Source organism: Chryseobacterium sp. II3a (assembly GCF_057815135.1).
Genome location: NZ_JBYPZJ010000007.1, coordinates 197,145 through 214,122, shown reverse-complemented (window position 1 = coordinate 214,122; position 16,978 = coordinate 197,145). Strand labels below are relative to the sequence as shown.

Annotated in this window: 17 protein-coding genes and 1 pseudogene; 9 read left to right on the top strand and 9 right to left on the bottom strand. The window is 35.2% G+C overall.

Annotation, left to right across the window (positions count from 1 at the left end; translation table 11 throughout):
* Window positions 1-7 precede the first annotated feature (7 nt).
* Window positions 8-1,378, bottom strand: a complete 1,371-nt coding sequence (locus tag AC3HD6_RS17345; RefSeq protein ID WP_488897474.1) for a L,D-transpeptidase family protein — start codon at window positions 1,376-1,378, stop codon at window positions 8-10.
* A 400-nt stretch (window positions 1,379-1,778) separates the two neighbouring features.
* Between AC3HD6_RS17345 and AC3HD6_RS17340 the strand changes: the two genes are divergently transcribed.
* The 3 genes from AC3HD6_RS17340 to AC3HD6_RS17330 all read left to right on the top strand — a co-directional run bounded on the left by AC3HD6_RS17340 (window position 1,779) and on the right by AC3HD6_RS17330 (window position 3,844).
* Window positions 1,779-2,444 (top strand): BON domain-containing protein, encoded by a 666-nt coding sequence (locus AC3HD6_RS17340; RefSeq protein ID WP_488897473.1) that lies wholly within the window; start codon window positions 1,779-1,781, stop codon window positions 2,442-2,444.
* A 116-nt stretch (window positions 2,445-2,560) separates the two neighbouring features.
* Entirely contained in the window at window positions 2,561-3,322 is a 762-nt protein-coding gene (locus tag AC3HD6_RS17335; RefSeq protein ID WP_488897472.1) for an SDR family NAD(P)-dependent oxidoreductase, read from the top strand.
* A 45-nt stretch (window positions 3,323-3,367) separates the two neighbouring features.
* Window positions 3,368-3,844, top strand: coding sequence for a Dps family protein (locus AC3HD6_RS17330; RefSeq protein ID WP_488897471.1), 477 nt, complete (start codon window positions 3,368-3,370; stop codon window positions 3,842-3,844).
* Window positions 3,845-3,896: 52 nt separating this feature from the next.
* Here AC3HD6_RS17330 and AC3HD6_RS17325 read toward each other — a convergent pair whose 3' ends face one another.
* On the bottom strand, window positions 3,897-4,829 hold the full coding sequence (locus AC3HD6_RS17325) for a 1-phosphofructokinase family hexose kinase (protein WP_488897470.1): 933 nt from the start codon (window positions 4,827-4,829) through the stop codon (window positions 3,897-3,899).
* A gap of 165 nt (window positions 4,830-4,994) precedes the next feature.
* Here AC3HD6_RS17325 and AC3HD6_RS17320 point away from each other — a divergent pair, with 165 nt between their 5' ends.
* Together AC3HD6_RS17320 and AC3HD6_RS17315 are read left to right on the top strand one after the other, a co-directional pair.
* A complete protein-coding gene (locus AC3HD6_RS17320; protein WP_488897469.1) occupies window positions 4,995-5,657 on the top strand; it encodes a BON domain-containing protein in 663 nt (220 codons plus the stop codon).
* A 110-nt stretch (window positions 5,658-5,767) separates the two neighbouring features.
* Window positions 5,768-6,388 (top strand): annotated as a pseudogene (locus tag AC3HD6_RS17315) (MlaE family ABC transporter permease); the annotation flags it as partial.
* A 238-nt stretch (window positions 6,389-6,626) separates the two neighbouring features.
* Here AC3HD6_RS17315 and AC3HD6_RS17310 read toward each other — a convergent pair.
* Window positions 6,627-7,184, bottom strand: a complete 558-nt coding sequence (locus AC3HD6_RS17310; protein ID WP_488897468.1) for an inorganic diphosphatase — start codon at window positions 7,182-7,184, stop codon at window positions 6,627-6,629.
* 255 nt (window positions 7,185-7,439) lie between these two features.
* The gene (locus AC3HD6_RS17305; RefSeq protein ID WP_488897467.1) at window positions 7,440-9,944 is read right to left on the bottom strand and encodes a cation-translocating P-type ATPase; all 2,505 of its coding nucleotides are present in this window, start codon (window positions 9,942-9,944) and stop codon (window positions 7,440-7,442) included.
* Between the two features lie 145 nt (window positions 9,945-10,089).
* Between AC3HD6_RS17305 and AC3HD6_RS17300 the strand changes: the two genes are divergently transcribed.
* Window positions 10,090-10,770 (top strand): BON domain-containing protein, encoded by a 681-nt coding sequence (locus AC3HD6_RS17300; RefSeq protein ID WP_488897466.1) that lies wholly within the window; start codon window positions 10,090-10,092, stop codon window positions 10,768-10,770.
* A gap of 138 nt (window positions 10,771-10,908) precedes the next feature.
* Window positions 10,909-11,583: a DUF6629 family protein gene (locus AC3HD6_RS17295; RefSeq protein ID WP_488897465.1), complete on the top strand. Its 675-nt coding sequence runs from the start codon at window positions 10,909-10,911 to the stop codon at window positions 11,581-11,583.
* A 298-nt stretch (window positions 11,584-11,881) separates the two neighbouring features.
* Here AC3HD6_RS17295 and AC3HD6_RS17290 read toward each other — a convergent pair whose 3' ends face one another.
* The 5 genes from AC3HD6_RS17290 to AC3HD6_RS17270 all read right to left on the bottom strand — a co-directional run bounded on the left by AC3HD6_RS17290 (window position 11,882) and on the right by AC3HD6_RS17270 (window position 15,170).
* Entirely contained in the window at window positions 11,882-13,072 is a 1,191-nt protein-coding gene (locus AC3HD6_RS17290) for a DUF3570 domain-containing protein (protein WP_488897464.1), read from the bottom strand.
* 35 nt (window positions 13,073-13,107) lie between these two features.
* Window positions 13,108-13,329, bottom strand: a complete 222-nt coding sequence (locus AC3HD6_RS17285; protein ID WP_488897463.1) for a DUF4266 domain-containing protein — start codon at window positions 13,327-13,329, stop codon at window positions 13,108-13,110.
* The gene (locus AC3HD6_RS17280) at window positions 13,326-14,252 is read right to left on the bottom strand and encodes an FAD:protein FMN transferase (RefSeq protein ID WP_488897462.1); all 927 of its coding nucleotides are present in this window, start codon (window positions 14,250-14,252) and stop codon (window positions 13,326-13,328) included. Before AC3HD6_RS17280 ends, AC3HD6_RS17285 begins: the two co-directional genes overlap by 4 nt.
* A gap of 7 nt (window positions 14,253-14,259) precedes the next feature.
* On the bottom strand, window positions 14,260-14,703 hold the full coding sequence (locus AC3HD6_RS17275) for a thioredoxin family protein (protein ID WP_488897461.1): 444 nt from the start codon (window positions 14,701-14,703) through the stop codon (window positions 14,260-14,262).
* 77 nt (window positions 14,704-14,780) lie between these two features.
* The gene (locus tag AC3HD6_RS17270) at window positions 14,781-15,170 is read right to left on the bottom strand and encodes a hypothetical protein (protein WP_488897460.1); all 390 of its coding nucleotides are present in this window, start codon (window positions 15,168-15,170) and stop codon (window positions 14,781-14,783) included.
* 65 nt (window positions 15,171-15,235) lie between these two features.
* Here AC3HD6_RS17270 and AC3HD6_RS17265 point away from each other — a divergent pair, with 65 nt between their 5' ends.
* Window positions 15,236-15,409 (top strand): hypothetical protein, encoded by a 174-nt coding sequence (locus tag AC3HD6_RS17265; protein ID WP_488897459.1) that lies wholly within the window; start codon window positions 15,236-15,238, stop codon window positions 15,407-15,409.
* A 267-nt stretch (window positions 15,410-15,676) separates the two neighbouring features.
* Window positions 15,677-16,972, top strand: a complete 1,296-nt coding sequence (locus AC3HD6_RS17260) for an NRAMP family divalent metal transporter (protein WP_488897458.1) — start codon at window positions 15,677-15,679, stop codon at window positions 16,970-16,972.
* Window positions 16,973-16,978 lie beyond the last annotated feature (6 nt).

Below are 16,978 nucleotides of genomic sequence, written 5' to 3'. Positions count from 1 at the left end.
AATCTGATTATTTATTTTGGTTAAACATATTTTCTAATGAATCATCTAAATGGTAAATATCTTTATATAATACAGGCTTTCCATCTATTATAAGACAGGTCAGATAGGTTATAATAATCGGAACAGGCTGCTTTAGAACGAAATCTTTTCTTTTATACTCTGACATCGCACTTTCTAAAACAGGAATCTTGCTTCCTGAGCCATCGTCTTTTAATAGGAGAGCTGCGAGCTCTTGAGCATTTTCAACACGAATGCATCCGTGACTCAAAGCTCTATCATCTTTATTGAATAATTGTTTCTGAGAAGTATCATGGAGGTATATTCCATAAGAGTTTTCAAATCTAAAAACCACCGCTCCCAATGCATTATCACAACCGGATGACTGCCTTACACTATATCGGGAAGGGTTTTGACGGATCTCTTTTAGCTTTGATGAACTTATTTCAACTTGATTTCCATTTTTATCATAAACTGAATAATGATGGTCCTCTAAATATTGAGGGCTTTTTAAGATTTTAGGCAGCATTTCTTTTACAAAAATACTTTGAGGAACCTTCCAGTCAGGCGCTGTCGTAAAATAAGTAATACTGCTCCTCAAAACGGGTGTTCTAGTGGTTGGCTTTCCTATAATCACTTTAAAATCAAATACATTACCCTTGTTGTAAAGTTTCAATGTATAGGAAGGAATATTTACCAGAATATAGGAAGTATCATTCGCGTCAATCCATCGTAAGCGCTCCATATTGATCATTATTTTTTCAGATTCACTTTCCGGAGCTATACAGTCTTCTTCTTCATACAGTGTATTTAAATAGTTCTGGAAGTCCGTATATTCTTTTATTTTAGGCTGAACCTCGAGGATTGTCTTAAGAAAATCTGTCTGCTGTCTTGCATTCTGTAATATATCGTCGGATCTAAATCCATTAATATCATTAGAATCAATATATGATGATTTGTACAAAGGGTTGTATTTTCCTAAATGCAGATGATTGATGAAAGTGATAAGAGCATCCGTCATAAGAATATCGAACTCAGCTTTCTCCCTTTGATTCTCTTCAACGGGAGTATCTCGCAATTTTCTTAACTTCTGAAGAGAAATGGAATCCCAATGATAATCAGACAAAGACAGACCAAATCGATAGGAATACTCCAACAGTAACATTGCGGTTTCAGGCTGATCTGATTTTTCTGCGGTAATCCACGCAAATTCAGAATTAATTCCGGCATAAAACCTAATAACCGATTGAGGATAATGCAGTTTTGAGAGCGTAACATTGTCTTTTAGTAAAGAAGAAATCTCCTGCGCTGTTTTCACATCCTGAGCTTGCGTAAATATTGCAAAGCAAAAAATAATGGTGACTGTTAAAAGGGTTTTCATAATCTGAAGTTTATACCACAAATTTCCTAATTATCATACTGTGAAATAATGACTGCCATCACTAAAAAAAATGATATCGCTATATTTTAATCTACTTTTTATCAAAGCTCGCCAAATGCTTATTATGATAAATTCGATTTAAGATTTTATGCGCTTAAAATATTGAATTGTTGAACTGATCAGTATCATTTTTCGCAGTGATACCTGTCATATTATTTCTCATACAGGGTAGTGACCTTTGGGATGAATTAACATAAAGCATAACCATGAATCTGCAGAAAAGCATATGCTAAGACAATAGAAAATCTTTTAAGTAAAAAATAATATAAGAATTTGATACAATTATAAATTCTTCCAATTAACAAACTTTAAACATTTATTAATCCAAAAAAAAATTGAAATGAAAACAAATGCAAAATTACAAAGAGATGTTCAAAATGCCATTAAATGGGAACCATTACTGCATGCAGCAGAAATTGGAGTTATTGCAAAAGACGGTGTGATTTCCCTGACCGGCATAGTTGACAATTATGCAAAAAAAGCGGAGGCCGAAAATGCTGCAAAAAAAGTTGCCGGTGTTAAGGCTTTAGTTGAAAATATCGAAGTAAAATTTCCAAGCTCATTGAAAAAGGCTGATGCTGAAGTAGCCAAGGAAGTACTGGATGCATTACGATCTAATTATTCTGTTCCTGATGATAAAATAATGGTAAAAGTAGAAGATGGATGGGTAACCTTAGAAGGTGAATTACCTTGGCATTACCAAAAGGAAGAAGCAGCCAGCGTGGTAAAATATCTTACCGGTGTAAAGGGTTTGATCAATAAGATTACAATTAAATCAGAATTAGATGATGCAATACAAAAAAAAGACATTCAAGATGCCCTGAAAAGAAGCTCAATTTATGATAATGATATTAAAGTATCCGTTTTGGGAACAACAGTAACTTTAACGGGAACTGCAAATTCATTGTATCAGAAAGAAGAAGCCGGCCGTATTGCCTGGAAAACTCCGGGTATATGGAATGTAAAAAATGAACTGGAAGTTAATTATGAATATGATTTTTATTAATCCTGAATTTAATCTTTGACCTGTGGAAGATGACTTTTCCGCAGGTCAATTATCAGTTCATATACATTATTACCAAAAAAAACACCAAAATCTATTCATTAAATACCGTTGAACTTATGAAAAAGTTAGAAGATAAAGTTGCCATCATAACCGGTGATTCTGGAAGCATAGGAAAAATTACAGCTAAACTATTTTTAGAAGAGGGAGCAAAAGTAATGCTGGTAGATCTTTCTGAAAATTCTCTAAAAGAAGCTGTTCAAGAACTCAACAGTGAGCATATAAAATATTGTGTTGCAGATGTCTCAAATACAGCTGAAGTTGAACACTATGTTGCTGAGACCATAAAATTATTTGGAAAAATAGATGTGTTTTTCAACAATGCGGGGATTGAAGGGATTGTAAAGCCAATTGAGTATTATCCTGAAGATATTTTTGATAAAATCATATCCGTCAATGTCAAAGGTGTATGGCTGGGCAATAAATATGTTTTACCCCAGATGAACGATGGTGGAAGCATCATTATAACTTCATCTGTGGCTGGAATATTGGGGTTTGCAGGATTAAGCGCCTATGTAACAAGCAAACATGCTGTAGTTGGCATTATGAGAACTACGGCCCTTGAAGCATCTTCGCGAAAAATCAGAGTAAATACAATTCATCCTTCTCCTGTAAATAACAGGATGATGCGTTCTATAGAAGAGAGCTCTTCTGCTGGACACGGTGATGAAATCAGAAAACAATTTGAGGCAGCGATACCGCTGGGACGATATGCGGAACCTATTGAAATTGCAAAACTGGTTTTATTTCTTGCAAGCGAAGACAGCCAGTTCATTACAGGGACAACTCAGATTATTGACGGCGGAATGTCCGCTGAATAGTTATATGTATTCTCTGCAGTATAAAAACAATAAAATCAATTAAAAATGAAAATACAGATAGGAATAGCAAACAATCATCGTCAGGCAATCGCTGATCAACTTATAAAAATATTAGCAGATGAAAACGTTTTGTATATAAAAACTAAAAATGCCCATTGGAATGTGGAAGGAGCTGACTATCATGACAAACATACTTTTTTTGAAACTCAATCCAAACAATTGGATGATATTATCAACAGTATTGCAGAAAGAATACGTTCTCTCGGTCAGTATGTTCCGGCAACTCTACAATCGTATTTAAGTTCAACACATTTTACAGAACAAAATGGGGAGGGACATAACAGTCAGGCTTTTATTACAGAATTGTTACAAGATCATGAAAGTCTTATTCTTAGACTTTGTGAATATACCATGAGCTGTAAGGATGACCTACACGACGTAGTAACAAGTCATTTTATAACGCGTCTCTTAGAAATACATCAGAAAATGGCTTGGCCTTTACGTTCATATATCATAGAATAAATTAGCCGATAAAAATTGGATCTCAATGTGATATATCTTTTTTGACTAACAGTTATTTCCATATTTCATAAAATAAATGTTGTGCATTTTCCTTAGTAAAAAGTCCTGTTCCTTGGGTCATTGTAGTGGCAGATCCACAAGCAATTCCCATGGAAAGGACTTCTTTACAATCACCTCCTTTTACCAAAACTGAAACCATTCCTGCAACCATGCTGTCTCCGGCACCAACAGTGCTTTTCACTTCTACAGATGGTGCCTCAATCTTAATTTTTTCGCTTGCTGAAAATAAAACAGCTCCCTGAGGGCCCAACGATACTACCACAATCTCAGCTTTACCCTGTGAAATAATAAGCCGGGCAGCTTGATCTATATCAGTTTCTTCCAGTTTTTCTTTTCCCACTAAAAAGGCAAGTTCCCCAATATTCGGTTTTAATAAATACACCCCCTCTTCTACCGCTGTTTTCAGAGCTTCTCCTGATGTATCGATAATTACCTTAGTTCCCATTGCCTTATAGATATTAACAAGTCTTCTTAGAAAATTCGGATTTGTGTTTGTTGGTAGACTACCACTGATTACGACAAAATCCGGACAGGGATTTATGGTAGGCAAAATGCTTAGAATATCTTTTTGCTGTTCCTGCGTCAGCTCTTCTCCGGGAAATCCAAATCGATACTGTTTGTTGGTAGAGAGATCCAAAACAATGAAATTTTCCCGCGTTTCTGAAGTAATATGGAAAGGGAATATATTCAGCTCTTCGCCCTTAAGCAAGTTTTCAAGCAGTCTGCCGGTCCTTCCCCCTGAAGTAAAAAAAATATCTGAGACTACTCCCAATCTTTTTAAGGCTCTGGATACATTAATTCCGCCTCCTCCCGGTTCATATATAGGAGAATTACAACGCAATTTCTTTTCGGGAACGACGTTTTGAACACTGCTGCTTTTGTCTACTGATGGGTTCAGTGTTATTGTTAAAATAGTTTTGTCCATTTTTATTATTCTTTAAGCTATACGCGTACATAGCTATCCAAATTTCAATAATAAAATACATACCACCAAACATTTATCCTGATTAACATCATGATTCATTGTGATGTTAGTCATCTTATATTCTGAGAAGTTGCTGGAACTTTGAAGTATAAAATCGTATAACAAATGAAAACAAATGCAGAATTACAAAAAGATGTTCAGGATGCCATTCAATGGGAACCTTTGCTGTATTCAGCAGAAATTGGTGTTGTTGTAAATAACGGAATTGTTTCCCTTACAGGTAATGTAGACAGTTATGCAAAAAAGCTGCAGGCTGAACATGCCGCAAAAAATGTTACAGGGGTAAGGGTTTTGGTAGAAGATATTGAAGTAAAATTACCGGATCCACGGTCAAAAACCGATGTCGAAATCGCCAGTGAAATTATAACTGCATTTAATGCAAACTCATTTATTCCACGAGAAAAAATAACAGTGAAAGTAGAAGATGGATGGGTGGATCTAAATGGTGAAGTATCTTGGGAGTACTTAAGAGAAATTACAGAAGACGCGGTCAAGTATCTTCCCGGCGTCAAAGGTATTTACAATAATATCATCATTAACCCAGAAATCCGGGACACTGTTGAAAAGAGTGATATTGAGAGGGCACTTGACAGAAGTTCGATTGATAATAGTGAAATCAGTGTATCAGTATCCGGAACCACTGTCATATTAACGGGCACTGTACATACCTGGCATCAAAAGGAGGAAGCTGGTCGTATTGCATGGAAAACCCCTGGTATACAGGATGTAAAAAATAAGTTAGAGGTAGATTATGAGTATAATTTATAAATAATAGGCCTATACCCATTTTTTACGCACTGCATGCTATCGGTTTTGTTGATAGGCATAATCCTATAGATCATAAACAAAAGGCACTGGAATATTTTAAATACAACATCGTGAAAACTTATTTTAAAAATTACCTTAGCATCGCAGGCAACATAGCTTTATTCTCCCGGCGATTTTTTAAAGAAATTTTCAAACCGGGATTTGAGTTTAAAGAGTTTATACGACAATGTTTTGTTGTTGGTTACCAGTCGTTGCCTTTAGTAACGATAACGGCTTTTATTATGGGATTAGTCCTTACCATACAGTCACGACCTGCGATGGCAAGGTTCGGTGCAGAATCTATGATACCTGGTATGGTTTCACTGTCATTAATAAGGGAAATTGCACCGGTCATTACGGCTTTGATTTGTGCAGGAAGAGTTTCGTCAGGAATTGGAGCAGAACTGGGTTCTATGAAAGTCACAGAACAAATTGACGCCATGGAGGTTTCAGCGATCAATCCTTATCGGTATCTGGTGGTAACCAGAACTCTTGCTACAACATTAATGATTCCTGTTTTAGTATTATATGCCGATCTGATTGGGATTATGGGCGGCTTTGTCGGCATCAATATGCATAGTGAAAGCAATATAGAACATTATTTCTCCCATGTATTTCAATCGCTAGAATATGAAGACATTTTACCGGCTATCATTAAGACATTCTTTTTCGGATTTTTTATTGGAATTATTGCAATCCTAAACTAGGGAATTCTGTAGATTCCACTATCATTAATATTGAAAAAGGTGTCGGTGAATTGAGAGAAATAGAAGCCGCCACTAAGAACAATTTTTTGCTAAGAGGTTATTTTAATAAAAAGAAAGCGAAAAAGAAAAAAGATGATTGCTGCCTAATCCATTCAAAAGGTATCATTCATTTATTCGTACCACCATACCAACCTACGATAATATATACAGAAATGAAACCCAGTTAAATATTTTTTATTTTGGGTTTGATTTCTTTGATATACATCATTAAACTTTCTTCAATACAGTTGAAAGCTTCTTTCTTATTTTTGAAACCAAATACCTGTACCATTTTCTCTTCTAATTTTTTATATTCTTCAAAAAAATTCTGAATCTCATTAATGGTATAAGCCGACAGATCTTCAATATCATGGATATGCAGCAGAGAAGAATCATTTTCAGCCACCGCTATTATTTTATGATCTTTTTTATCTTCGTCTGTCATCTCCATTATTCCTATCACCCTCGCATTAACCAGAGTAAGGGGAACGAGGCTTTCCGAACATAACACAAGAATATCTAACGGATCTCCGTCACTGTAATAGGTCTGTGGTATGATCCCATAATTGGCAGGATAATACATGGAAGATAAAAGAATCCTATCCAATCTTATTAATCCTGAGTGTTTATCTATTTCATATTTAGTGCGACTGCCAGTGGGAATCTCAATAACTGCTGTAACTATTTGAGGCAGATGTTCTCCTGGAGAAACATCATGCCACGGGTGTTGATTTCCTATCATGATCTTAAAATTGTTTTTTTAACTGAAAGAAGAGCACTCCTTAGTGAATGCTCCTCCTTTTGTCAGAATTTTCCAACAAACCACATGTTGCACGAATCTTCTCGGTTATTAATTTGCTTGTGTAAAATTCATCAAATTAGTAATGTTAAGAAATGACATCAGTCACTAAAAAAAATGACCTTGCAAGATGAAGAGATAAAGTTAAATACTCTGCTTTTTTAAAGGTAATTATTACCCCTGCTCCTACATTTTATATCATATTTTCTTTTTTCTTTTGACATATTTATAAACCTCAAACCATAAAACAGAAAACGCTGCGATGAAAACAGTAAATCCCAATTCACCTATATTAAGTGCTGTTACCTTAAAGAATAGAGAGACAGGCTTTATGTATAATATTGCAAAAAGTAATCCCAGAACTAAGACGGAAATACCAATAAGCAAGGGATTACGGTTCCTGAAACTTTCCAACACACTATAAAAGAATGATCTGTTAACAAAACTCAGTAATATATTGGCAAAGATCAATGTACTGAATACCATTGCCCTTGTCTTGGTTTCATCACCTCCATTTTGAACTGTAAACTGATATACAAATAAAACTCCGAGGGTTATTACGCCCCCCTGAATCAAGCTGATTCCCAACTCACTCAAACTTAAAAAAGTATCTCCGATGGCTCGTGGCGGCTGTTTCATTGTGTTTTTTTCCATGGGCTCATTCTCATAAACAATAGAACAGGTCGGCCCCATTACTAATTCAAGGAAAATAACGTGAACTGGAGTAAATATGTGTGGAAATATCCATCCTAAAAACAGGGGCATAGAAACTGTCAGTATAATAGGAATATGAATTGAAATAATATACTGAACCGCCTTTTTAATATTGTTATAAATTCTCCTTCCTGCAGCAATTCCCACTATCAGTTTTTCTAAATCATCATTTGTTATAACCAATGCAGCAGCTGATTTAGCAATTTCGGTTCCTTTACTTCCCATTGCAACACCAATATGCGCCGCTTTTAAGGCAGGGCCATCATTAACACCATCTCCAAGCATAGCCACCACTTCGCTTTTCTTTTTCAGCGCATGTACTATTGCAAGTTTCGCATCAGGAAACATCCTGGTGAATAAGGTAGTCTTTTCTGAGATTTCCATTAATGCTTCTTCAGTATTATTCATTATTTCACTACCATTGATGGCAGGAGTAGTGTTGATAATTCCTGCCTGTATTGCAATTGCTTTGGTTGTATCTTCATTATCTCCCGTTATAACCTTTACCTTAATACCGGCATCATAAATCTCTTGAAATACTTTATGAATTCCTTGTTTGGGAGGGTCATAAAATACAGTCAGTCCAAGAAATTCAAATACAAAATCCTGTTGTCTTTGAGGAAAATTGTTTCCTTCAAAATGTGACTTCGCAACTCCCAAAACGCGGTAACCTTGCTGTCCAAATGTTTTTATAACATCCCTTATTTTTTCTTTTTGTGTCTCGGAAAGACGGGAAACATTCAAAATTGCTTCCGGGGCTCCTTTTGCTGCAATAATTCTATCTTTATATTCATTCTCAAAAAGATGAGTCATCATGGGTGGCTTGCCTTCAAGCGGATATTCATGAAACATCTTATATTCTTTCCTTGCATCATTTTTTTGAGTCCACTGATAAGTGTTATGCAGAGTGATTTCCATAGGATCAAAAGGGACAGGTTCACTACTCCACATTGCATAATCAATAAGTTCTTTTAAATTTTCAGCATTAAATTCTTTTTCTTCATAAGTCCTTCCTGATTGGTAATCGTACAAATGTTTCAAGTGCATTGAATTTTCTGTAATGGTTCCTGTTTTATCAGTGCATATAACAGTAGTACTTCCTAAAGTTTCTACAATACTGCTTCGTTTTATAATAACCCCTTCCCGCATAAGCTTCCATGCTCCCAATGCCATAAATGTTGTGAATGCTACAGGAATTTCTTCCGGCAATACAGACATTGCCAATGTTAATCCACTAAGAAGGCTCATTACCACATCTTTGGTTTTAATATAACTGAAGATGCAAACTATAAGAAAAATAATGATACCGATAACAGCCATCCATTTTACAAACTTCCGGATCTGGATATGTAACGGTGATATTTCTTCTTTTATATTTAGTATTGATTCTCCAATTTTTCCGACACGGGTTTCTGAACCTATTTTTTTAACTTCAAAAATGGCCAAACCTGAAACGGTAACTGTACCGCTATAAACAAGATTATCATCAGATTTGCTATCTTTAAAAACTGAAAAACTTTCACCGGTGAGAGAAGATTCATTCACTGAAAAGTCATTACTATGTACAATCACTCCATCAGCATTTATATTTTTCCCTTCCTCGGTAATACATAAATCACCAACAACAATTTCATGGGTCGGAATTTCTAATATTTGTGAATTTCTAATGACCACACTTAGAGGTTCATTCAGTTTTTCAAGTGCTTCCAGAGCTTTTTTACTGCGATTATCCTGATAAAAAGAAATAGCAGTTACCGCCACGATAGCCACAAACATAAACGCGGCCTCGCCATAATCCCCCACAATCATATAAATAAGTGAAATAATGATGAGCAAGATGAGCATCGGTTCTTTTAAAATAGTAACGACCAGATCAAACCATGTATTCTTACGAATTTCCTCTAACCGATTATATCCATTTCGTTGTCTGGAAGCTTTCACTTCATCATCTGTAAGACCTTTCAAGCCTTCGGGTATATTGTAAGACATATCAAATTAATAGTTTATCTAAAAATAAGCAATTATTGTATACCAATTGAATTTCCACTCTTGATCAGTATCAGGTTTCAATGTGATGTATATCATAGTGTTTTTTCCAAAGTTTCTGGAATTTTGATTAATAATTTACGTTATTATGAAGACAAATACAGAATTGCAAAAAAATGTTCAGGATGCTATTAAAAGGGAGCCATTACTGCATGCAGCAGAAATAGGGGTGACTGCAAAAGACGGTATCGTTGCCCTTACTGGAGTAGTCGATCATTATGCAAAAAAAATAGAAGCCGAGAATGCTGCAAAAAAAGTTATTGGAGTAAAAGTTTTAGTAGAAAACATTACCGTTAAATCTCCAGATTCCTTATCAATAACTGATGATGAAATTGCTAAAGAGATTTTAAAAACTTTTAAATCCAATGCATTGATTCCAGAAAACAAAATCAAAGTGATTGTGGAAAATGGTCAGGTGACTTTGGAGGGTGAATTACAATGGGATTATCAACGGGAAATTACTCAAAATGCAATCCGGTATCTTTCAGGTGTAAAAGGGGTAATCAATCATATAAAAATCATATCAGACATAATGGATGATATTAAACAAAAAGATATTGAGCACGCAATGAACATGACCTGGGCACTTTATAATAATGATATTCATATTCAAGTATCCGGCACTACAGTGATTTTAACAGGAACAGTAAATTCATGGCATCAAAAAGAAGAAGCCGGCCGTATTGCATGGAAAACTCCAGGGATAAAACATGTAGATAATAGGCTATTGGTAGATTATGAATATTCAAAAAATAGTTTATCATCGTAGATCTGACTCTCCTATTCAAGCTGTATAGCAGCGAATTGTATAATTACAGCAGACTTTGTTTTAATAATAATGAATAGCCATTAAGTTTAACACAATTCTGTAAAAGATTCACAAAAACAACCTCTAAATCCCAAGCAAATGTGTTTTTCAGCAATTTCAAGTTTTTCAGCAGGTATAGCACTCACGGCTGTTGGTATAGCATGTATAAAAAAAACACGGCATTCTTCACAGCATCTTTTTGCATGTATTCCATTTATTTTTGGAGTCCAACAGCTAACAGAAGGAATACTATGGTTAGCCCTTCCCCAGCCAGAACATATCATTATGCAACGGGCTGCAACTTTTATATTTCTATTTTTTGCGGAGATTCTGTGGCCCGTTTGGGTACCTATTTCTCTTTTAATGTTTGAAGATAATGAGCCAAGAAAAAAAGTACAGAAGATATTATTAGGTGTAGGAATCATCGTGAGTATTTATTTAGCGTATTGTCTTTTATCATATCATGTGGAAGCAAAGATTATTGGTCATCATATTACTTACATTCAAAACTATCCTGCTTCATTGAGGAATTATAGTATTATCTCATATGGCGTGGCAACAATTGCTCCTCCGTTTTTTTCCCAACTAAAAAGAATGCACTTTTTTGGTATAGCCATTTTGGTTTCTTATATAGTTTCAGAGATCTTTTACGATCATTACATACTATCTGTTTGGTGTTTTTTCGCGGCGATCATAAGCATGTCCGTTTATATAATTGTGAGTGAAAAAACAGATAAAAAGCAAAGAGAGTATCCTGAAATTTATGTCAAATAAAAATAATTTAGCTATAGTAGAAAAGATGAAGAAATAAAAGCTCGGAAGATTAGGCATGGTAATTTAAATTTATTAAAAATGGATTTCTCCAACTTTTCAAGAGATCACTATTTTTCTTGAACTGAATACTTACAGATGTCTATTCATTTCCATTTATTTTGCTCAATCTTATTCATTTCATGATCAGCAGCCATTCAAATTCAAACATAGCCAAATAGCGCCACTTGAAGCCAAGTAGCGCTATTTTTTAATAAATATTGATAAAAGTTTAATTTTGAAAATCCTAACAAGAAAGATGCTATTTAAATCTCAAATTCAGGGAAATAATATCAGACTTCATCCCAACAGATTTCGTGTAATGTCCGTATCTGATTTCAAGCATATTCAACCTTTCTACCCCGAATAAACCGTTTTTCGGACTGATTCTGATGCCTGCTCCGTAAAAATTACTACTGAATTTTGAAAGATCATAATTACTGGTATAAAAGTCATCAAAAGCCGTGTGCTCTTGATAAGGTGCAAAATATTTAGCCGCAGTCTGAGAATAATATCTGTAAAACGGACTTACCGAAATAAAAGGTGAAATTTTCACGGGCGTTTCCAGGCTAATTGTATTTGATTTTAATCCCCAATCGTCGGTATAATAACGGTAATATGCTCTCAGAATAACTTTGTCTCCAAGAAAATAATTCGCTCTTACTCCCAAAGGAATTTTAAACCGTTTATCCGGCAAAGCTTCCTGATGAACTGAATTATCATTGAAATAAACTCTGTGGAAAGGTAAACTCAAATATCCTGTCTGCTGAACACCATCTGCCAAAAATTCAACCTGAAAGTTCTGATTGATGATTTGTGAATAGGAAAGAGAAAGTGCAAAAGTATTTCTTCCGCTGGTTCCATAACTTTCGTGTTCTCCTCCGGTGCTTCCGTTTGTTCTAAGCTCAATTGGAGCAATCAGTTTTACCTGATCCAGATAAGCCTGAAATTTTGCAGTAAACTCTCCCATTCTGTTCTTGGTTTTTTGTGAAAACCCAATGTTTGCACCGTAAGATGCATAATCAAATTCAAAAGACGTAGAAACACCCGCCATTAAAGTCGTTCCTTTTTCGTTATTTTCACGACTCCAGCTTAATGCAGGATAAATCCTGTTGTCTGCGTGGGAAGCTGATGAATTGGCTTTCAGATCAATCATATCCGACGAAGCGGACGTATAATGATCAATCCCAACACTGAAATCGAATTTATTTTTCCTGTCTTTCTTGTCGTATTTTACCATAGTTACATCGATTGTATTGGAAATGTCGGTGAGTTTTTCCGTCCCGATTCCTCCCGTAACTGCGGAATTGTTTCCGTCTTGTTTATAATAGCTTGAAACTAAATTAGCTTCATCAAAAGTTAGTTTTTTAGGCTGTTCATTGTTTGTGTTTTCCTGTGCTTTTGCGTTGAAAATTCCGAAAAGAGCAATAACACTTACGATCAATTTTTTCATTTTTAAATCACGATTAAATTTTACGATTACTCTTTTTAGTTGCAGCCGCAACCACCGCCAACTTTTCCGGCATTGGCGCCCGAGGATCCTTCTCTGTAGGATTGAAAGCTGAGTTCGGTTTTTTCAATTGTTCTGTTTCCGAGAACCATTTCAGCGTCATTTAATTTATTTTTTTCGTACTCTTTTACGGTTGTACAAGACTGTACTGAAGCAACTGTGATCAGTAAGCAAGCTAATATTTTTATAAGGGTTTTCATTTTAAATTAATGTTTTGAGATGAATAAATTTTGTCCTGATCATCAATAATGATGCATTCCAGATGATTGATCTGGTTGATCATATTGAGCGCCGCATCAATTCCCATAATGCTTACGGGAGTTGCCATTGCATCGGCAATTTCTGCGTTGGGACAAAAAATCGTAACACTTTTTACACCCGAAACAGGCATCCCTGTTTTGGGATTAATGGTATGAGAATATTTTTTACCATTGATAACGATGAATTTTTCATAATTTCCTGAAGTGGCAACTGCCATATCGGTGATATTCATATACGAAAACGGCTGTTTGGCATTATCTGGATCGGCAATTCCGACAGTCCAGGGCTTTCCGTCCGCCTGATTTCCCCAGGTCGTTAAATCACCCGAAGCATTCACAATTCCCGAAGTCACCCCTCGTCTTTGAAGCATTTGTTTTGCCATTTCAGCAGCGTATCCTTTTCCGATTCCTCCGAAACCGATCCGCATTCCTTTTTCTTTCAGAAAAACAGTTTGCTTTTTGCGATCAAGAATAATATTCTGATAATTAACGAGTTTCAGATGATCTTTAATTAATTCAGGACTAGGAAGTTCTTTCATTTCACGGTCGAAATTCCAAAAACCTTTATCGATTCCGCCATAGGAAATATCAAAATATCCGTCAGTTATTTTGCTGATTCTCAAACTTCTTTCAATCAGGTCAAAAATCTCCCCATCCACTTTTACAGGATTGATACCCGCATTTCTGTTGATGAGATTAGTCTGGCTTTCTTCACTGAAGGTCGTCAGAAGTTTTTCAATTCTCCGGATTTCTTCGATAGCTGCATCGATATGCTGATTTGCCGAATTTTCATCATCGCTTACAACGGTAATTTCAAAAGCGTTCCCCATTAATTTCTGAGGTCTTTTGAATTCTCTTAACATATACCTTTTATTTTTGATTTTCTTTGATGCTTCTTATTTCTTTGCTGAAAGCTAATGCATTTTCCGAAGGAAGACCTTCCCAGCTTTTCAGGATTTTGCCTTCAGAATTTAGTAATAATGTGTAAGGAAATAATCCTTTTTGATTATACTGATCAGCAAGTGAAGCATTTTCTTTTTTCAGTTCTGAGGAAAGCTGATTCTTTTTGTTTCTTGGAAAATCTGCATTGATGTAAACGACCACATTTTCCGTTTCCAGCTTTTTAAATTCATCGGTTTCGATAATATTCTTATGGAGTTTTATACAGGGAATACACCAGTCTGAACCTGAAAAATTTAAAAGGATAAGCTCTTTATTTTGTGAGGCTTGTGTTTTTGCATTTTCCAAACGGTTTTGCGCATGAATGCCAACAGCGAATACAACCATTAAAATGGCTGAAAATAGTGTTTTCATTATTCTGAATTAATAATATAAATTAAGTAATTGATGATATTGATTTGTAGAAACTACAAATCATTTTTCTGCCCAAATTATGAATAAGCAGCCTTTGGCGGTTCCCAAACAGAATTCAGGAAACCTTTATAGCAAAGATCTTCATCTTTTGAAGGAATTTTATGATATTGTAAAGGACTGAAATGATATGTTGCTGTTTCAAAACTGAAGCCCGGATTAATTGTAAAAACCAACGACAAAGGTGCAGAATGAATGATAAACGGAAGTCTCTGATCTTTTCCATAATCTCCGTCTTTCACAGGGTGATCATAGTGTGTTCTTAGAAATGCTGTAAGCGTCATATCGGGATTCAATTCTTTATGCTCGATGTAATGCTCGATCAGTTCCGGTATTTTCAAAAGCTGATATAATTCGGTTGTGGAAACCAAATATAAAAATAACAACAATATGGAAATCAACTTTTTCACTAACCAAAATTATGAAATATTTTATTAAGAATAATTTTTTTATTTTCTTCTATAATATCTTTTTTATGAGTTTAAATATCTCAAGCCATAACAATGAAATTGTCTTATCAGTAAAAAATTATGGTTTTAAAACATTCAGAAATATGGTAATGGATTACAATTTCAATGGAAACAACAATGCTAAAAATGTTGCTTTAGGTAATAGTTTTGTCACGCAGGTTACCATGCCCTTCTTATAATGGTTAATCAATCACTTCACTTGAGGCTACAGATAATCAATCCCAAACCATAATATCCTCAAGACAAATATCAGTTTCAATGTAGAAATAGTACTAATCTACGAAATAGCTAATGCAGTTAATAAACACAAATTTAAAATGGCTTTACTGTAATAGGAAGTTTTTTTTATTTATGAGAAGAGTATCTATCTTAGAAAATTAAGAACTTGATATTTTCAACTAAAATATTTGAATTAATAGTATATTGTATTTAAAAACAATTGAGCAATGTCTGTCAAACATAATGTTGAGAATCAAACAAAAAAAATCAAAAAATTTTTCGGACTACTAGGACCAGGTCTAACAACAGGTGCTGCCGATGATGACCCTTCGGGAATTGCTACATACTCCCAGACCGGGGCTCAATTCGGTTATGGGCAGCTATGGACCGCACTCTATATGCTCCCATTTATGACTGCAGTACAGGAGGCCTGTGCAAGAATAGGAATGGTTACCGGTAAAGGATTAACAGGAGTTATCAAAGAGCATTATAGTAAAAAAATACTCTATAGTTCTGTTGGATTGGTTGTGATTGCAAATACAATTAATATAGGAGCGGATATCGGAGCCATGGCTGCTGCCGCACAATTAATCATTCCTGCTGATATTGTCATCCTAATGCTCTTTTTTACTGTTAGCATACTTACTTTAGAGGTCTTCACCAGCTATCGCATATATTCAAGAGTTCTTAAATGGCTGGCATTATCACTTCTTGCCTACCCTCTTACAGCTTTCATGATTGATCAGCCATGGAAAGAAATATTAAAAGCCTCTATAGTTCCTCATTTTGAATTTTCTTTCAATTTTCTGTTCATAATCACTGGTGTATTTGGGACGACGATTACGCCCTATATGTTCTTTTGGCAAGCGTCTCAAGAAGTGGAAGAAGAAAATAAAAGAGGTCTGATTCAAGATGGAAAACCCAGAATCGGGTGGCGTCATATTCATGCGATGAGAAAAGATAATAATATAGGCATGATTATCTCTGAATTTACTACATGGTGTATTATTTTGGTAGGAGGAACCGTTTTACACAGCGCTCATATAACAGATATTAATACTGCCGCTGATGCAGCAAAGGCTTTAGAACCTTTAGTTCAATCATTTCCAAATTCTGGATTGATATCAAAAATTATATTTGCAATTGGTATCATTGGCTTGGGACTTCTTGCTGTTCCAGTCCTATCAGGATCAGCATCTTATGCAGTTTCGGAAGCTCTTAACTGGAATGCAAGTTTAGATCTTAAATTTACAAAAGCAAAAGGTTTTTATATGGTCATTATTATCTCTACACTTATTGGCCTGTGCATGAATTTTATTGGGATTAATCCAGTGAAAGCCCTTGTTTACACAGCAGTTCTCAATGGTGTAGCTGCCGTACCTCTCTTGTTTCTGATTATCCGGATATCTGCAAGTGAACATATTATGGGAGAATTCAAAAGCAGGTGGCTGTCAAAAAGTTTGTTATGGGCAACATTTTTCTTTATGTCAGCAGCATCAGTTGCTATGTTTTTTACGATCTAAATAAAT